At 35.8% G+C, this 16,076-nt stretch carries 15 protein-coding genes; 2 read left to right on the top strand and 13 right to left on the bottom strand.

The genetic code is table 11. The features are described from left to right. Nucleotides 1-11: 11 nt before the first annotated feature. The 7 genes from MKS83_RS17870 to MKS83_RS17840 all read right to left on the bottom strand — a co-directional run bounded on the left by MKS83_RS17870 (nucleotide 12) and on the right by MKS83_RS17840 (nucleotide 7,971). Entirely contained in the window at nucleotides 12-2,681 is a 2,670-nt protein-coding gene (locus MKS83_RS17870) for an MGH1-like glycoside hydrolase domain-containing protein (protein WP_240580731.1), read from the bottom strand. A 63-nt stretch (nucleotides 2,682-2,744) separates the two neighbouring features. Next, complete coding sequence (locus MKS83_RS17865; protein WP_240580730.1) at nucleotides 2,745-3,554, bottom strand: glucose 1-dehydrogenase; 810 nt, start codon at nucleotides 3,552-3,554, stop codon at nucleotides 2,745-2,747. Between the two features lie 74 nt (nucleotides 3,555-3,628). Then, the gene (locus MKS83_RS17860; RefSeq protein WP_240580729.1) at nucleotides 3,629-4,102 is read right to left on the bottom strand and encodes a GNAT family N-acetyltransferase; all 474 of its coding nucleotides are present in this window, start codon (nucleotides 4,100-4,102) and stop codon (nucleotides 3,629-3,631) included. A gap of 10 nt (nucleotides 4,103-4,112) precedes the next feature. Then, on the bottom strand, nucleotides 4,113-4,760 hold the full coding sequence (locus tag MKS83_RS17855; protein WP_240580728.1) for a DUF1684 domain-containing protein: 648 nt from the start codon (nucleotides 4,758-4,760) through the stop codon (nucleotides 4,113-4,115). 2 nt (nucleotides 4,761-4,762) lie between these two features. Beyond that, nucleotides 4,763-5,158, bottom strand: a complete 396-nt coding sequence (locus MKS83_RS17850; protein WP_240580727.1) for a hypothetical protein — start codon at nucleotides 5,156-5,158, stop codon at nucleotides 4,763-4,765. 72 nt (nucleotides 5,159-5,230) lie between these two features. Beyond that, entirely contained in the window at nucleotides 5,231-6,736 is a 1,506-nt protein-coding gene (gene mqo, locus MKS83_RS17845; protein ID WP_240580726.1) for a malate dehydrogenase (quinone), read from the bottom strand. A 194-nt stretch (nucleotides 6,737-6,930) separates the two neighbouring features. After that, complete coding sequence (locus MKS83_RS17840) at nucleotides 6,931-7,971, bottom strand: NAD(P)H-dependent glycerol-3-phosphate dehydrogenase (protein ID WP_100378220.1); 1,041 nt, start codon at nucleotides 7,969-7,971, stop codon at nucleotides 6,931-6,933. A 223-nt stretch (nucleotides 7,972-8,194) separates the two neighbouring features. Between MKS83_RS17840 and MKS83_RS17835 the strand changes: the two genes are divergently transcribed. Continuing rightward, nucleotides 8,195-9,202 (top strand): M23 family metallopeptidase, encoded by a 1,008-nt coding sequence (locus tag MKS83_RS17835; RefSeq protein ID WP_240580725.1) that lies wholly within the window; start codon nucleotides 8,195-8,197, stop codon nucleotides 9,200-9,202. A 79-nt stretch (nucleotides 9,203-9,281) separates the two neighbouring features. Here the strand turns inward: MKS83_RS17835 and MKS83_RS17830 are convergent, their stop codons facing one another. The 4 genes from MKS83_RS17830 to MKS83_RS17815 all read right to left on the bottom strand — a co-directional run bounded on the left by MKS83_RS17830 (nucleotide 9,282) and on the right by MKS83_RS17815 (nucleotide 11,958). Further along, the gene (locus tag MKS83_RS17830) at nucleotides 9,282-9,932 is read right to left on the bottom strand and encodes an NAD(P)-dependent oxidoreductase (RefSeq protein WP_240580724.1); all 651 of its coding nucleotides are present in this window, start codon (nucleotides 9,930-9,932) and stop codon (nucleotides 9,282-9,284) included. A gap of 53 nt (nucleotides 9,933-9,985) precedes the next feature. Then, complete coding sequence (locus MKS83_RS17825) at nucleotides 9,986-10,396, bottom strand: Rrf2 family transcriptional regulator (protein WP_240580723.1); 411 nt, start codon at nucleotides 10,394-10,396, stop codon at nucleotides 9,986-9,988. A gap of 57 nt (nucleotides 10,397-10,453) precedes the next feature. Next, complete coding sequence (locus MKS83_RS17820; protein WP_240580722.1) at nucleotides 10,454-11,404, bottom strand: hypothetical protein; 951 nt, start codon at nucleotides 11,402-11,404, stop codon at nucleotides 10,454-10,456. 119 nt (nucleotides 11,405-11,523) lie between these two features. Further along, the gene (locus MKS83_RS17815; protein ID WP_240580721.1) at nucleotides 11,524-11,958 is read right to left on the bottom strand and encodes an FKBP-type peptidyl-prolyl cis-trans isomerase; all 435 of its coding nucleotides are present in this window, start codon (nucleotides 11,956-11,958) and stop codon (nucleotides 11,524-11,526) included. A 233-nt stretch (nucleotides 11,959-12,191) separates the two neighbouring features. Between MKS83_RS17815 and MKS83_RS17810 the strand changes: the two genes are divergently transcribed. Then, nucleotides 12,192-13,193: a catalase gene (locus MKS83_RS17810; RefSeq protein WP_240580720.1), complete on the top strand. Its 1,002-nt coding sequence runs from the start codon at nucleotides 12,192-12,194 to the stop codon at nucleotides 13,191-13,193. Between the two features lie 24 nt (nucleotides 13,194-13,217). Here MKS83_RS17810 and MKS83_RS17805 read toward each other — a convergent pair whose 3' ends face one another. Next, nucleotides 13,218-14,252, bottom strand: coding sequence for a TerC/Alx family metal homeostasis membrane protein (locus MKS83_RS17805; RefSeq protein ID WP_240580719.1), 1,035 nt, complete (start codon nucleotides 14,250-14,252; stop codon nucleotides 13,218-13,220). Nucleotides 14,253-14,362: 110 nt separating this feature from the next. Further along, a complete protein-coding gene (locus MKS83_RS17800) occupies nucleotides 14,363-15,901 on the bottom strand; it encodes a SulP family inorganic anion transporter (protein WP_240580718.1) in 1,539 nt (512 codons plus the stop codon). Nucleotides 15,902-16,076: the final 175 nt, after the last annotated feature.

Raw genomic sequence — 16,076 nt, 5'->3', positions numbered from 1 at the left:
GCAATATTATTTTATGTGCTTTTGGGTGACTTTACATTTTCTGGACTTTCAGTTTCCGATTCAGCAATTTCTTTTTTAGAAAACCTAGGTTGGAGAATTTTTGCAATCAAGCCAGTCCATCCTGTTTGATGGGAAGCTCCTACTCCACGGCCGCTATCTCCGTGAAAATATTCGTAAAACAAAATATAGTCTTTAAAATCGGGATCAGTCTGAAACCTTGGATACTGGCCATTAACAGGACGATTCCCGTTTTCATCTTTCAAAAATATCTTAGATAATCTTCGGCTTAATGCATCTGCGATCTCGTCCAGATTTGAATAATTTCCGCTTCCGGTAGGATATTCTATCAAAAAATCAGGGCTATAGTAAAAGAAGAATCTTTGGAGACTTTCAATGATTAAAAAATTAATCGGAAACCAGATCGGACCTCTCCAGTTACTGTTTCCTCCAAAAAGCCCGCTGTCACTTTCCGCAGGAGTATATTTTACGGTATAATTAGTTTCATTTAATTTTAAGGTATAGACATTTTCTTCATATTCTTTAGACAATGCACGAACTCCGTAATCACTTAAAAATTCCTCTGGATTCAGCATTCTGGAAAGCAGTCTTTTTAAACGATGGCCACGTAAAAGCGATAGTAAATGTTTGGAATCCTGACCTTTCACTTCCCATCGTGAAACTAAAGAGGCTAATTCGGGTTTATTGTCAAGCACCCATTTCATTCTTTTCTTGAAATTAGGAAGGTTTTCTATCATCTCATCATCAATCACCTCAACGGCAAACATGGGAATAAGCCCAACTATTGTTCTCAATCTTAAGTACATGTGGCTTCCTTCACTTGATGAAAGGGCATCATAGAAAAATTCGTCTTCTTCATCCCAAAGACTGAAATTTTCTTCCCCCATATTATCCAGAGAGTTTGCAATAGAAAGAAAGTGTTCGAAAAATTTCATTGCCATCTCTTCATAGACATTATTATAAAGTGCCAACTCAAGGGCAATTCTCATCATATTCAGGGCAAACATTGCCATCCAGCTTGTTCCGTCGGCTTGCTCCAGCTGCTCCCCGTTGGGAAGAGTGGTATTTCTGTCAAAAACTCCAATATTATCCAGTCCTAAAAAACCGCCTTCAAAAATATTATTCCCATTGTTGTCTTTTTTATTAACCCACCAGGTAAAATTTAAAAGCAACTTCTGAAAAGCACTTTCAAGGAATGCAATATCTGCTTTTCCCTGCAAATATTCGTCTATTTTAAAAACCCTGAAAACAGCCCATGCATGAACCGGCGGATTAACATCACTCAAATTCCATTCATAGGCAGGAAGTTGGCCGTTCGGATGCATATACCATTCAAAAAGAAAAAGCTTCAACTGATGTTTTGAAAATTCCGGATCTATCAGAGAAAAGCTTATCGTATGGAAAGCCAGATCCCAAGTCGCATACCACGGATATTCCCACTTATCCGGCATGGAAATAATATGTTCATTATTGAGGTGTTTCCAGTTCTGATTTCTTATTTTTCCCCGGGAAGCAGGAGGCTTCATTTCTGCAGGATCACCTTTCAGCCATTTTTCAACATTATAGTGATAAAACATTTTGTTCCAGAGCATTCCCGCAAAAGCCTGTCTTTGCACCAGCTTTTCATCCTCTGATCGTATTCCTTTCTGAATTTCAGAATAAAATTCATCTGCTTCCTGCTGTCTGGAATTAAAAACTGCATCAAAGTCTTTAAAAGGTTGTTCCAGATCTTTATCGGTAAGCCTGAATTCAAAAATCTTCGTTTCTTTAGCTTTAAAACTTTCATCGATGAAAAAAGAAGTTTTAGTTCCTGCATTCTGAGGATTAATAGATTCCGTGTTTCCGGTGATTACAAAATCGTTGATTCCGTCTTTACAATATTTATATTCATTTGGAGATTGATAAAGTCTCAAATTATTGGTTTCATTATCACAAAACAAAATTTTTAAAGATTGCTTTGCATAAATATTTTTTATTTCCAGGTCTCTATGATTAACCTTAACAGACAATGCTTCTCCGGCCGTCAATTGAGGCTTATAATCATCGTCCCCCCACTTCCAGGTATTCCGGAACCAAGCTGTCGGCAGAATAATGAGAGGTGTTTCTTTTTCTGATTTATTGACAACAGTAAGTCTGACTAAAATATCATTCTGACTTTCTTTGGCATATTCAATAAAAACATCGAAATATTCATTCTGATCAAAGATTTCGGTATCTATTAATTCGTATTCAGGTTCGTTTTTGTTTCTTGCGGCATTTGTCCGGATAAGATCTTCATACGGAAAAGGATTCTGAGGATATTTATACAACATCTTCATATACGAATGCGTAGGTGTGGAATCCAGATAATAAAAATATTCTTTTACATCTTCTCCATGATTTCCCTGGCCATTGGTTAAGCCAAAGAAACGTTCTTTTATCATTTTGTCTTTCTTATTCCAGAAACCGACTGAAAAAACAAGTTTCTGAAGATCATCACAAATTCCGCAAATTCCTTCTTCTCCCCACCTATATGCTTTTGCTTCTGCGGTATCGTGATTAGTATAATTCCATGCATCACCGTCTGCACTGTAATCTTCACGCACAACTCCCCATTCCCTGTTGCTTACATAAGGTCCCCATTTTTTCCATGAGATATCTGAAAGTCTTTGCTTTTCTTTCATAGCTTTTAAATAAATGATAAATTCAGAACATCAAAATCATAGCCTTTCAACTATTCAAAATTTTTATCCTCCTGTCGAGAAACTTTCAAAAGTGGTCATCCCGCCATCAATAAAAATACTGCTTCCAGTAATATAATCTGAAAGATCACTTGCCAAAAATGCCGCCAAATTTCCTATATCTTCAGGTTGCCCGATTCTATTATAAGGGATTAAGGTAAGCAAAGAATTCAAAGCCTCTTTGGAATTCCATGCATTAGTATTAATTGGTGTCTGGATCGCTCCAGGGCAAATGGAATTCACCCTGATTTTATTGGCACCATATTCCTGGGCCAACGTCTGCATCAGCATTTTTATCGCTCCTTTACTTGAAGCGTAATTGGCATGTCCTGCCCAAGGAATGATCTCATGTACGGAACTGATATGAATAATTTTTCCACAGGCCACAGAACGCGAAGGATCAATTCCGCGGCGAAGAAATTCTTTAATAGCTTCTCTGGCACACAGAAACTGACCGGTTAGATTAACTCCCATGACAGCATTCCATTGATCGATAGTCATTTCGGTAAATTTTGCATCTTTCTGAATTCCTGCATTATTGATGAGAATATCCACCGTTCCTAACTCTGAAACAATATCCTGGAACATTTTAACCACCTGATCTTCTTTGGAAACATCACATTGGTAAATAATTCCATTTCCACCGGCATCTATAATTTCCTTAAGGACAATATTTGCCTGCTCAATTGACCCTTCAAATGGATAATTAACAACAACTGTGGCACCCGCAGATGCTAAAGATTTTGCGATTCCGGCTCCAATTCCGCTACTGGCTCCTGTAATGACTGCGACTTGATTTTTAAGAGAAATTTCCATACTTAATTTGTATTTTACTTAAAAATAAGGGAAATAATCAAGCCAAAATGAAAAAAACAGGAATTAAAATTTTCTTAAAACTTTTTATACATCAGATATTGCGGACCGCTTCTTCCTTCTCTCATCTTTCCATCATACGAATATCCTGTCTTCAGATAGATGTCATAAGCAAGCGTATTATTTTGATTCACCGCAAGAACGATTTCATCACAGGTACTGAAATGTTTTTTTACAAATTCATCAGTTGCCAACATTGCTGACTTCCCAATCCCTTTTCCTTGAAATTCAGGATTGATCGATAACGACCGGAGTAAAACTGAATTAGGATTATCGGTAATATCAAATTTATCTGCTCCAAAGTCCAAGACTAAAAAGCCGGCTACAGTTTCATCATCAAAAACAGAAACCGGAAATGCCAAGTTATCCCCTCTTTCTTTTATTCTTTCTAATGCCTGCTCTGCAGTAGATGTATAAAGGCTCTGCTCTTCATCCAAAACATAGCGAAGTCCGGCCAAATCCTCAGGAAGAAAAAATTTTAAATGAACCATTCAGAATTAATTAGTGATGATAAATATCTTGATACATTACTCCTGCTCTGATTTCAACAGGAAGTTTATTTTCCTCCGGAACAATCGGGCAGTTGTAATCATACGCATTATAAGCACAATAAGGATGATAAGACTGGTTAAAATCTAAAATAATCGAGTTTCCAGCCGGTATTTTCAAATCTAAATACTTTCCGCCTCCGTAGGTCTCTTTACTATTAGTGGCATCGCGAAAAGGAAGAAAAAGATGATCTTTGTATTTTTCCATTTTCATAAGGTCTAAACTCTGATACACTGTAAGGGTATAAGATTTCCCGTCAAGTTCAAATGTCGCTTTTCCGAATTCCTGATAAGATTTTGTCTTTCCTGAAGATGTAGGAAAATCAAAGGGCACCGGATTTTGTGTTTTAACAAATTTTGCTTTGACTCTGTATTTCAAATCTATCGGAAAGAAGGGATGTTTTTTAAAGTGCGTGAGGTTATCCCCTCTCAAAGGCGTTTCTTTAGGATTTAAATATTCTTCATTCAGCTCTTTTTGAAATTTTTTTATTTCTTTAATTTCTTTTGCTTCCTGTTTTAAAATTGTTTTGGCAGCTACATTCTTTTGAGAAAAGCTAAAGATAGGAAGCAGTAAAAGTAGAAATACAAGATGTGGCTTCATTGTTATTCGGAGATTTTAATTTTATAGATATCAGACGAATTTCTTTTAATGGATTGTACAAAAAAACCTCCTTCTTCCGGAATGACCTCCTGAAAATCAAAACTTTTACAATCTTTGGGAAGTCCGGAAAAGACAAGAGTAAACCAAAAGTCTTTCATAAAGGGAACCGGCGTCCAGTTGGGATATATTGAAATATTTTCCGCATGGATCAGGTGACTTTTATGGTCAGAATTGTTATCAAAAAGGTAAGTTGATCTCCAGATCCGGATAAGATTTCCCAGAAACGGTGATGCAGGAAAGCAGCAGTGAACAATAACCTGCTTTTCCTCTTCTACTTTCGTTTGAAGAGATTCCAGAATTTCTTTTTCTATAATAGGTCTTGTGATTGTTTCGGCCACGTTTATTTTATGATCATGAGTAATAAATAATGAGTAATTGTTACATTACCCATTATCTATTCTGTTTGTTATTTAATATTCTAATTCCAGCTTCTCTTTAGAGTAACTTCTTACTTTTTCTGTAAGCTCAGGATGTTCCGCTAGTTTTTGTCCATAAGAGGGAATCATTTCTAACAATTTTTCTTTCCATTCTCCCTCAAGCTTTTCAGGGAAGCATTTTTCAAGAACCTGTAGCATAGCATATACTGCGGTAGAAGCTCCCGGAGAAGCTCCTAATAATGAAGCGATAGTTCCGGTTTTGTTAACGACAACTTCTGTCCCAAATTCCAGTTTTCCGCCTTCTTTTTCGTCTTTTTTTATGATCTGTACTCTTTGTCCGGCAACTTTCAATTCCCAGTCCTCTTCTTTGGCATCTTTTATAAATTCTCTCAGATGCTGCATTCTTTGCGCTTTGGTCATTGCCACCTGCTGAATCAGATACTTTGTTAAAGGAATATTATGCCACCAAGCTCCAAATAGAGATCTTAAGTTCTTCGTATTGACACTTTCAGGTAAATCAAGATAGCTTCCTTCTTTCAAAAATTTGGTAGAAAATCCTGCAAAAGGACCAAAAAGAAGCGCTTTTTCACCATCAATAATTCTTAAATCCAAGTGGGGAACTGACATTGGCGGAGCATCTACTGTTGCCTGAGTGTAGACCTTTGCCTGATGTTTTTTTACCAGTTCCTGATTGTGAGAAACAAGCCATTGTCCGGAAACCGGAAAACCTCCGTATCCTTCACTTTCTTTAATATCTGAACTATCAAGCAATGGTAAAGCATACCCTCCTGCTCCAATAAATACAAAATCAGCTACAACTTCCTGCTTGTGACTATGAATTCTATCTTTCACTTTCATTTCCCATTTTCCGTCATTTCTGGGATCAACATCTTTTACTTCATGGTATAAGAATACTTCAACATTGGAATCTTCTAATAAGTGTCTTCCCATTTTTCTTGTCAAAGTTCCGAAATTCACATCAGTACCCAGATCCATTTTGGTCGCAGCCAATACTTCAGATCCGTTTCTTTTGCTCATTACTAAAGGAATCCATTCTTTTAGTTTCTCATGATCGGTAGAAAATTCCATTCCATGAAATAAAACCGATTCTGATAATTTCTCATGACGTTTTCTGAGATATTCGGCATCTTTTTCACCAAATACCAGACTCATATGCGGACAAGAATTGATAAAATCTTTAGGATCTTTAATATATCCTTTATTTACTAAATATGACCAAAACTGTTTTGAAATTTCGAACTGCTCCGCAATACTTTCAGCTTTTGAAATATCTATTGAGCCGTCTTCTTTTTCAGGGGTATAATTAAGCTCACAAAAAGCAGAATGTCCTGTTCCTGCATTATTCCACGCTGCGGTACTTTCTTTTGCAAATCTGCCTAATCTTTCAAAAATTGCAATTTCGAGATTAGGATCAAATTCGTGAAGTAATGTTGCTAAAGTGGCACTCATGATTCCGCCACCTATCAGTACAACGTCATATTTGGGTTTCGGTGTTCTGCTAATAAGCGATTGTGACATAATTTCAAATTTTATATCAAATTTCGGGAAAACTTCTTAAAATAGATTTCATTTTTGCATCTTATTTTTGCCGTTTTCAACATTTTTTTTCACGAAAAGAATTACAATGGAAAATATCAATTGATTGAAATTGAATCTATAAATAAAAAGCACCGACAAAATTGCCGATGCCTTTACTATTTTTTATATTCGATTTAGTTCAGCTTTGTAGTCAGCTTTTTGAATTGTTTTTCCGCATTTTTTCCTTCATACAGAATTCCATAAACTGTATCAACGATTGGAAGCTTTAAACCTTTTTCTTTTGAAGTTTTGTAGATAGAATCGGCTGCATAATATCCTTCCGCCACCATGTTCATCGACTGGATTGCCGATTTTACCGTATACCCTTTTCCGATAAGGTTTCCTAAGTTTCTGTTTCTTGAGAATAAAGAGTAAGCCGTTACCAATAAATCTCCTAAATAAGCGCTTTCGTTAACGTCTCGTGGTGCTTCATAGATTGCTTCCAGGAATGTTTCCATTTCTCGGATAGCATTAGAAACAAAAACAGCGGTAAAGTTATCTCCATATCCTAATCCGCTTGCAATTCCAGCTCCGATCGCAAAAATATTCTTCAGAATTGCACTGTATTCATTTCCTAAAATATCTTTACTGGAATGAACTTTAATAAAATCCGAATTAAAAATACTTACCAGTTTTTCTGAAATTTCATCCTCTACTGTGGCAATGGTAAGATAAGAAAGTCTTTCCATTGCAACTTCCTCTGCATGACAAGGTCCTGCAATAACTGCCTGATTTCGGAATCCTATCTTAAATTCATCTCTCAGATAATGAGCGACCACATCATTTACTTTAGGGATAATCCCTTTAATTGCTGAAACAAAGATCTTGTCTGTGTATTCACAACTCATTTTATCCATGGTATCTGAAAGATAAATGGAAGGTGTTGCTAAAACAATAATATCACAGGCAGAAACCAGTTCATTGATATCTGTTGTAAGCTTTAGATTTTTAAGATTAAAATTTACTGCGGTAAGATAAGTCGGATTATGTCCGCGAAGTTCGATGGCTCCTTTCACAAACTCATTTCTTACACACCAATGCACTACTTTGCAGTTTTCCACAAGCATTTTTACAATTGCCGTTGCAAAACTTCCGCTTCCTACAACGCCTACAGAAATATCATTTTTATTCTTTTTGGAACTCGAAGATTCTGATGTTATTTTCTTTTTTGCCATAATTGATTGTGAACTGCAAATATATTAAAACCTAGATTGCATAAGAGTTTTAATCACATGATAAAAGCCATTTTTAGATAAAATTAACACTTGTACACAATTAAATATCTAATTAAGCGTTAAATAGATAAAAAACTAAATTTTTACTACAAATATTCTTAAAAAATTATTTTTAATTAAATTTGCAACCTTAAAACCGTTTTAAATACTAAGAAAAGAAAAAATGAAGAGATTTCTAAGCAGCAAAAAGAACGTAAACTTCGTCTTAGGCGGACTTTTATTAGTAGTTTTTGCACAAGGTATATTCATTGCAAAGTTATTTTCTGAAAAGGATAATAAAAGCTATGAAGTAAATCTTGTAAAAATAAACACTGAAAGAGACAGTGTAGATTATCTGAAAATGAAAACTGATCTTGCATTAGTAGATCAAACTGTAAACGAACTGAATTCCTTCTTAAAATCAAAGGACATCAGCAATGGAAAACTGACAGTTCTGAGCAAAGACAGCATTTCTAACTCCGTGTATCTTGCAAAACAGGCCAACCGATACAGCCAATATTTAATGGATCTTCAAAACAAACTGATGCAGGTTCCTCTGGGAATGCCTACAGACGGATATATTTCATCCAATTTCGGTGTCAGAAAAAATCCTATCCCTTTTAAAACAGTGTACGCATCTGTAAAACCTAGTGTTGCAACGCCTGTTACGGCTTCCGCTCCGGCTCCTGAAGTAAAAGCCGAACCTGTAGAAAAAATCGTTGAAGTCACCGACAGCTACGGAAACAAAAGAGAGATAAAGGTAATGGTGACCCCTAAAGCATCTGCTGCTACCAACTCAACTTCTGGAAAATCTCCTGTTGCAGCAACTTCTAAAACTACTACTACAGAAAAAAACAATCCTCCTGCTGAATCAGATCAAATGCAATTCCATAAAGGACTGGATATTGCCGTTGCATTTGGTTCCGACGTAAGAGCTGCTGCTGCAGGAACTGTAATTTTTTCAGGTCAGAAAGGCGGTTACGGAAATTGTGTGATTGTCTCTCATGGAAATGGTTTAGCAACACTCTATGGACATCTTTCCCAGCTTATTGCTAAGGTTAATGATAAAGTAAAAGTGGGAGAAGTCATCGCGAAGTCTGGAAATTCCGGACGTTCTACCGGGCCACATCTTCATTATGAAGTACACAAAAACAATACTCCGGTTAATCCGAAGTTGTTTATGAGTTTATAAATCATTTAATGGTTAAAAAATTTCGGGGCGGCACCAAAGGTGCCGCCCCGAAAATTAAATATATATTTACAAGAGTTCATTAGTAACCCGCTGTAAAACGCTCACGAATATGATTATTCTGCTCCAATTCATCTACTAAAGCCACAGCAACATCCTCTACAGACAGTACGCTTCTTCCCTCCTCATTAAAAACCGGATTTTCTAAACCTGTTCTGTATTTTCCTGTTCTTACTCCTGCAGTTCCCTGATGCATTTCAATAGCAGGGCTGAAGAAGGTCCAATCTAACGTTTTATTTTCTTTGATCTTATTTAAATAATCTCTTGCAGCGGTTGCTCCTGGCTTAATTTCGGCTGGGAAATCTGGTCCGTCTACCAATTGATTTCCATCAATAAATAAACTTCCTGCTCCTCCTACTGTAATGAACCTTTTTATCCCGGATTTTTCAACCGCGTTCTCGATGCTTACTGAACCGTTTAAGAAATCATCGTAAAGATTAGGATTCGTCCATCCTGCGTTAAAAGCACTGATTACGGCGTCATTACCTTTTAAAGCTTCCGCCAGTTCGTCTACATTCTTCACATCAACACTTTTTGCGGATACATTTTCGTTTTGCTGAACTTTAGAAGCATCTCTTACAATGGCTTCTACTTTGTATCCTCTGTTTGCTAATTCGTTCACTATTTGTGTTCCCACAAACCCGGTTGCACCGATTACTGCTACTTTTTTCATATGATTTAAAATTAAATTGTAATAAATTTTGTTACATTTATGATTAAAAAATTTTATTCAAACTGATCACTAAATTCCTGAAGCGATTTATTTCCTAAGAAATTCAAAACCAGTTGATCTGTTTCTATAAATAAATTATGTAAATGTTGATTAATTTCTTTTCCTATACTACAGGAAGGATTAGGATTTTGATTTTTCTTTCCCAGCACATCAGTATTTTTCACTACCGAATAAATTTCAGAAATACTGATCGATTCTGCATTTTTAGAAAGCTGGCTTCCCCCCTCCTTTCCCTGTTTGCTCACAATTAGCCCTACTTCTCTCAACACACTGATTTCTTTACGTACGATAACAGGATTTATATTGATGCTGCCCGCAATCCACTCAGAACTTAGCCAATCCTGAGGAAATTTCGTTAATAAAGTCATAATATGTATTGCCGTAGCAAATCTTGTATTGTTCATTTTACTTATGCAAAGATAAACAAATTTTTAATTGTAACAAATTTTATTACAATTAACTTATAAAATTAATTTATCCAGGTCTAAAAGCAGGTAATTAATATTCTGATTAATGGTTCTTGTAGCCGATTGCATCTGGTTAAGCATTGCTGCCCTGTTATGAAGATCATTGGCTCTGTAGTATCCTCCGTCACTAAAAATCACCGAATGATCTGCTGCGTTTTTATCGTCGTCAAACTGATAATGAAGCCATCTCTCTCTCATGCTGCTGATAATGGAATGCTGTTCTTTGTTTGAAAACTTTTTTTCGGTGTACATATACCAAATGAACGGAGGAAAATTAGGAGACTCCAGCTTTCCATTCCATATATCCCGCAAAAGGTTTCTCTGATGAATAAATTCTACTTTTCTTCCCTTAGGATTAAGGGTAGCCAGTCCCAAACCGGCACCTACAGCACCTCCGCTAATATCTATTGCGCTGCTCCATGCATCACTTTTGACAATTCCGCCTGCAATAGATGCCGCTGCACCCGTAATAATAGAATATAAAATCATCTTGTTATTTCGCGAATCATTCAGATTATCTACGTAATTTCCAATTTGCGCTACTCTTTCACCTTCACAGTCAAATTCTGCAGCCACTGCATCCAATTCTGTCAACGCAATGGTTATTTTACTATTAATCACACTTTTCAGCTGCAAAACTTTCACCTGAGCGCTCAAAGATGAATCTTTTTTAAGATCAATAATTTTATGAACCTCATCAAGATTATTCAGCGCATTCAGGATTAAAATACTCTGATCAGAAAAAATTCCTTTTAATTCCTTATTCGCCAGAAGAATAGAGTCTGAATTGTATGACGGCAGTTTATTGGTATAATTATATTTAAAAGGAGCTTTGCAATAGCTGTCTCTTAGAGTAAGAATATTTTGTTTGATTGCCTGATTTTTCTTGGAAACACAAGACGTTAAAAAACTAAAAATGGTCAAAACGTAAAACAGCTTTCTCATATCGTTGTATTTATGTTTTAAGTAAGCTATAAAAGCGGAAACAAACTTACACTAATATACTATAAATAAAAAAATTCACCTGGGTTCAGGTGAATTTTTAAGCTATTTTTAAGGACAGACTATTTAATTCCTAATAGTTCCACTTCAAAAACAAGTGTACTGTTCGGACCTATTTCTTTGCTGATTTCCTGGTCTCCATATGCCAAATGCGGAGGAATGATCAGTCTCCATTTACTACCTACAGACATAAGCTGAAGCGCTTCTGTCCATCCTGAAATTACTCTGTTTAGCGGAAAAGAAGCTGGTGTCCCCCTTTTTACAGAACTGTCGAAAACTTTCCCAGTAATTGTCGTTCCGTGATAATGGCATTTTACGGTAGATCTGGGACCAGGTTTTGCACCTTCGCCTTCCGTAATGATTTCATACTGTAATCCACTTGGCAAAGTAACAACACTTTCTCTTTTCCCATATTCTTCCATATATTCTTTACCGTCTTTCAGGTTTTTCTCTGCCAGTTCTTTTTTACGCTTAAATAACAAATCTGCTACTCCCATAATTAAATATTTTTACAAAGATAAGATTTTAAGATGGGAAGAAAGAAGTTGAAAAAGAATAAGTCATTTTGATTGTATTATTCAAAAACACATCAATTAATCAATTTACATTCAATCTATTATAACTGAATTTCTTTAAAATTATTTCCTCACCCTCAAAAAGTTCAAATATCATTAATACTGCGTTAACAGCATTTTGGAAACTTGGCGTTATAATTGGATTTAAAAACTGAATGCCAGATCCACTAAAATATAACAAGAACTTCGACAAACTTTCGTATGAAGAAAAGCAACTTCTGGAAGAAACGAAGAAAAGTATCGCTGATTTTGTAGAACAATCTCCTTCTATAAGTGATGTCAACTATGCTACCAGAAATGCTCATGCAAAAACTTACGCTGTTTTGTCAGGATATTTTATTATTGATTCTCATCTTCCGCAAGATTTAAAATATCTTTTTGATAAGGAAAAATATGATATTATTGCCAGACTTTCCAACGCCAATCTGAAAATAAAAAAGAACAAAAAAGATATTCCGGCGTATGGTTTTTCGATCAAGATAAAAGATGATGCCGGACGTACGATCTCCAATTATCCATTGGTAAATTTCCCGTTGTTTCCCACCAATTCTGTTTCTGCATTTTTAAAAATGTTTACAGCTATCAATAAATTTTATGCTAAAAAATGGGGTAACTGGACATCATTTATAAGGAATCTATGGAAAGTAGTTCCTTCTTTGCTGACATTCTCTTTTATAAAACATAGTATTGGGCTTTTCCTGAAAAGAAATGACTTTATCCTATCCTTTGATTATTATTCAGTGGGCGCATACAGGCTTGATGATAAAATGATCAAAATAAACATAAGCCCAAAAAGCATTCAGAAAAAATCCGGGACAAGAAGGGAGATAAAGAAGTCTGTTAAAAACTATTTTGAAAATAATGACTATGAGGCAGAAGTTTTTATTCAGCTCTGTTATGATCTAAAATACCAACCGATCAATCAATTAAATATTGAATGGAAAAACTCCCCATTCATAAAGTTGGGAAAAATAAGATTTGAAAGAAATGCATTTCAAAGTTCAGACGGCTGCGACAATGAATTATTGTCTTTTAATCCGTTTGAAAGTGCAGAAATCTTTCAGCCGGTCGGGAAAATTCAGAAATTGAGGGATGAAGCGTATAAAGTTTCTCTGCAGACAAGAAAAAAAATCAATAAGCTTTTAAAGTATAAATAAAAAAGGCTTTACATTGAGTAAAGCCTAGATATTTTCATTTTCTTCCAGTTGTTTTTTCATTTTATTATCCGGAAATAGCATCGAAACGATTACGGAAATCAGTAAAACACCTCCTACAATTCCTAAAGAAACCGGAGATGGAATATGAATCCACGGAGCGATCAGCATTTTCACTCCAATGAAGGTTAAAATAATTGCCAAACCATACGACAATTTGCTAAACATATAAATGAAATTGGCCAATAAGAAATACAGGGACCTCAATCCTAAAATGGCAAAAATATTTGATGTATAAAGGATAAAAGGATCATTTGAAATCGCAAATATGGCAGGAATAGAATCTACTGCAAAAAGAACATCCGTAAATTCGATTACGGCAACCACCACTAAAAGCGGAGTCGCCATTTTTATCCCGTTTTGAACAGTAAAGAATTTATCCCCGTCATAGGTAGAAGAAACCTTCCAAAAACTTTTTACCAGCTTTGCACCGGCAGAATCACTATAATTTTCATCTTCCTGATCATCATGGCCTCCCCATGATTTTATCCCTGCATAAACAAGGAATAAACCGAATAAAGTCATTACGACATTAATTTTTACAGGATCTCCAAAAACCTCCATTTCCGGGAGGTATGTCAGATTAATAATTCCGATTCCTGCAAAAATAAATATAGCCCTGAATATTAAGGCACCGATAATTCCCCAAAACAATACTTTATGATGGAGATTTTTAGGTACTTTAAAAAATCCGAATACTAAAATAAAAACAAACAGATTATCTACGGAGAGTGCTTTTTCTATCCAATACGCTGCCTGGTATTGGGTGAATTTTTCGACAGCCAGTTTGTGTCCTTCAGCTTCATTGAAAACCCAATACACAACGCCTGAGAAAATCATAGACAAAGAAATCCAAACTACCGACCAAATCGTAGCTTCTTTTGAAGAAACCTCATGGCTTTTCTTGTTGAAAATTCCTAAGTCTAAAAGCAACATAACCACTACTGTTATGGCAAATCCCCACACCAATGCCGGATGCAGATCTAAAATATTTTGTCTCACTATGTTTTTATATTAAAATATTGTGAATAGCTTACTGCCAAAGATACCATTTAAATCTAAGACTGCCTATTTATATTCCATGGCTTCTATCCAAAAAAGCATGAAAAAAATCACTTCTCAGGCATTACTTTATAAGTCGGATCATCCTGAATATTTACTTCAATAACTGCTTCAGCATTTTTCAGCATTTTCCTGCAGTCTTCACTCAGATGTTTTAAATGTAATTTCTTATTTTGCTGAGCATATCTTTTGGATAATTTGTCTAAAGCATCAATAGCACTCATATCAACAATCCGGCTTTCTTTGAAGTCAACTACCACCTGTTCAGGATCATTCACCGGATCAAATTTATCTGTAAATGTACTAACTGAACCAAAGAATAACGGACCTAAAATTTCGTAGTATTTAATACCGTTTTCATCGGTATACTTTCGGGCACGAATTCTTGTAGCATTATCCCAGGCAAAAACCAATGCAGAAATAATTACCCCTACTAAAACCGCCAATGCCAGATTATGAAGAACAATAGTAATTAAAGCCACTGTTATTCCAACAAAAATGTCAGACTTCGGCATTTTGTTGACGATCCTGATAGAAACCCATTGAAATGTACTGATTGCCACCATCATCATTACTCCCACCAAAGCAGCCATCGGAATTTTTTCGATAAATGGTGCACCTACTAAAATAATAATCAGAATCATTATGGATGCTATAACTCCTGAAAGCCTTGCTCTTGAACCTGCATTTAAATTTACCAGCGTCTGTGCAACCATGGCGCAACCTCCCATTCCTCCGAAAAAACCGTTCGTAATATTCGCTAACCCCTGTGCTACGGATTCTTTATTGGTATTTCCTTTAGAGTTGGTGATTTCGTCAACCATTGATAACGTCAGCAATGATTCAATCAGACCAACTCCTGCCATAATCAAAGCGTATGGAAAAATAATCTGTAAGGTTTCTAATGAAAAAGGAACACCCGGAATATGGAAACTTGGTAGGTTACCGCTGATGTGAGCAATATCGGCAACCGTTTTGGTATGGATCCCAAATCCTAAAACAACCCCAAAAACAATTAAAATAGCCACCAGAGAAGCAGGAACCACCTTTGTGATTTTTGGAAAGAAGTAAACAATTGTAATCGTTAAAGCTGTTAAGCCTGCCATAATATACAATGGCATTCCCTGAAGCCAGCTTACAGCTCCATTGGCATCAGTAATTTTGAACTGTTCAACCTGCGCCATAAAAATAATAACTGCCAAACCATTTAAGAACCCATACATTACCGGTTGTGGAATTAATCTCACAAATTTTCCGAGTTTCAGAACACCTACCAACAACTGAAAAATTCCGGCAAGAACAACAGTGGCAAAAAGATATTCTACCCCATGACTTTTGATTAAAGCAATTAAAACAACAATTGTTGCACCTGCTCCACCGGAAACCATTCCGGGACGACCGCCTAAAATTGCAGTAACCAATCCCATCATAAAAGCAGCATACAAACCTGTAAGAGGGGAAAGCCCGGCAAGAATGGCAAATGACAACGATTCGGGAATCATGGTCATGGCAACCGTAAATCCTGCTAAAATTTCGTTTTTATAATTGATTTTTTGCGAAAAGTCGAAAAGTTTAAAAGCTTTTTCCATTGGAAATTGATTGTTAAGGATTTAAAAATAAGTTTTAAAAGAATAAATAATGCCTTTTCATGACTTGAAAAAAACAGATGACTAAAAATCCTTAAGGCGGTGTAACTTCAGAAGAAGCTTTTGTTTTTGTTTCCATAATTATGCAAAGGTAAAAACTTGAAAGTGATTGCGCAAT

The organism is Chryseobacterium sp. Y16C (genome assembly GCF_022488405.1).
GTDB classification, from domain to species: domain Bacteria; phylum Bacteroidota; class Bacteroidia; order Flavobacteriales; family Weeksellaceae; genus Chryseobacterium; species Chryseobacterium geocarposphaerae.
Note: the sequence above shows the minus strand (reverse complement) of the source record. Positions and strands in the feature narration are given on the sequence as shown.

Excerpts from the sequence above, each read along its gene's own strand:
- MKS83_RS17860 (WP_240580729.1), bottom strand. The coding sequence starts at position 4,102 with ATGGTTCATTTAAAATTTTTTCTTCCTGAGGATTTGGCCGGACTTCGC.
- MKS83_RS17810 (WP_240580720.1), top strand. The coding sequence starts at position 12,192 with ATGCCAGATCCACTAAAATATAACAAGAACTTCGACAAACTTTCGTAT.
- MKS83_RS17870 (WP_240580731.1), bottom strand. The coding sequence starts at position 2,681 with ATGAAAGAAAAGCAAAGACTTTCAGATATCTCATGGAAAAAATGGGGA.
- mqo (WP_240580726.1), bottom strand. The coding sequence starts at position 6,736 with ATGTCACAATCGCTTATTAGCAGAACACCGAAACCCAAATATGACGTT.
- MKS83_RS17815 (WP_240580721.1), bottom strand. The coding sequence starts at position 11,958 with ATGGGAGTAGCAGATTTGTTATTTAAGCGTAAAAAAGAACTGGCAGAG.
- MKS83_RS17855 (WP_240580728.1), bottom strand. The coding sequence starts at position 4,760 with ATGAAGCCACATCTTGTATTTCTACTTTTACTGCTTCCTATCTTTAGC.
- MKS83_RS17835 (WP_240580725.1), top strand. The coding sequence starts at position 8,195 with ATGAAGAGATTTCTAAGCAGCAAAAAGAACGTAAACTTCGTCTTAGGC.
- MKS83_RS17840 (WP_100378220.1), bottom strand. The coding sequence starts at position 7,971 with ATGGCAAAAAAGAAAATAACATCAGAATCTTCGAGTTCCAAAAAGAAT.
- MKS83_RS17865 (WP_240580730.1), bottom strand. The coding sequence starts at position 3,554 with ATGGAAATTTCTCTTAAAAATCAAGTCGCAGTCATTACAGGAGCCAGT.
- MKS83_RS17825 (WP_240580723.1), bottom strand. The coding sequence starts at position 10,396 with ATGAACAATACAAGATTTGCTACGGCAATACATATTATGACTTTATTA.
- MKS83_RS17800 (WP_240580718.1), bottom strand. The coding sequence starts at position 15,901 with ATGGAAAAAGCTTTTAAACTTTTCGACTTTTCGCAAAAAATCAATTAT.
- MKS83_RS17820 (WP_240580722.1), bottom strand. The coding sequence starts at position 11,404 with ATGAGAAAGCTGTTTTACGTTTTGACCATTTTTAGTTTTTTAACGTCT.
- MKS83_RS17830 (WP_240580724.1), bottom strand. The coding sequence starts at position 9,932 with ATGAAAAAAGTAGCAGTAATCGGTGCAACCGGGTTTGTGGGAACACAA.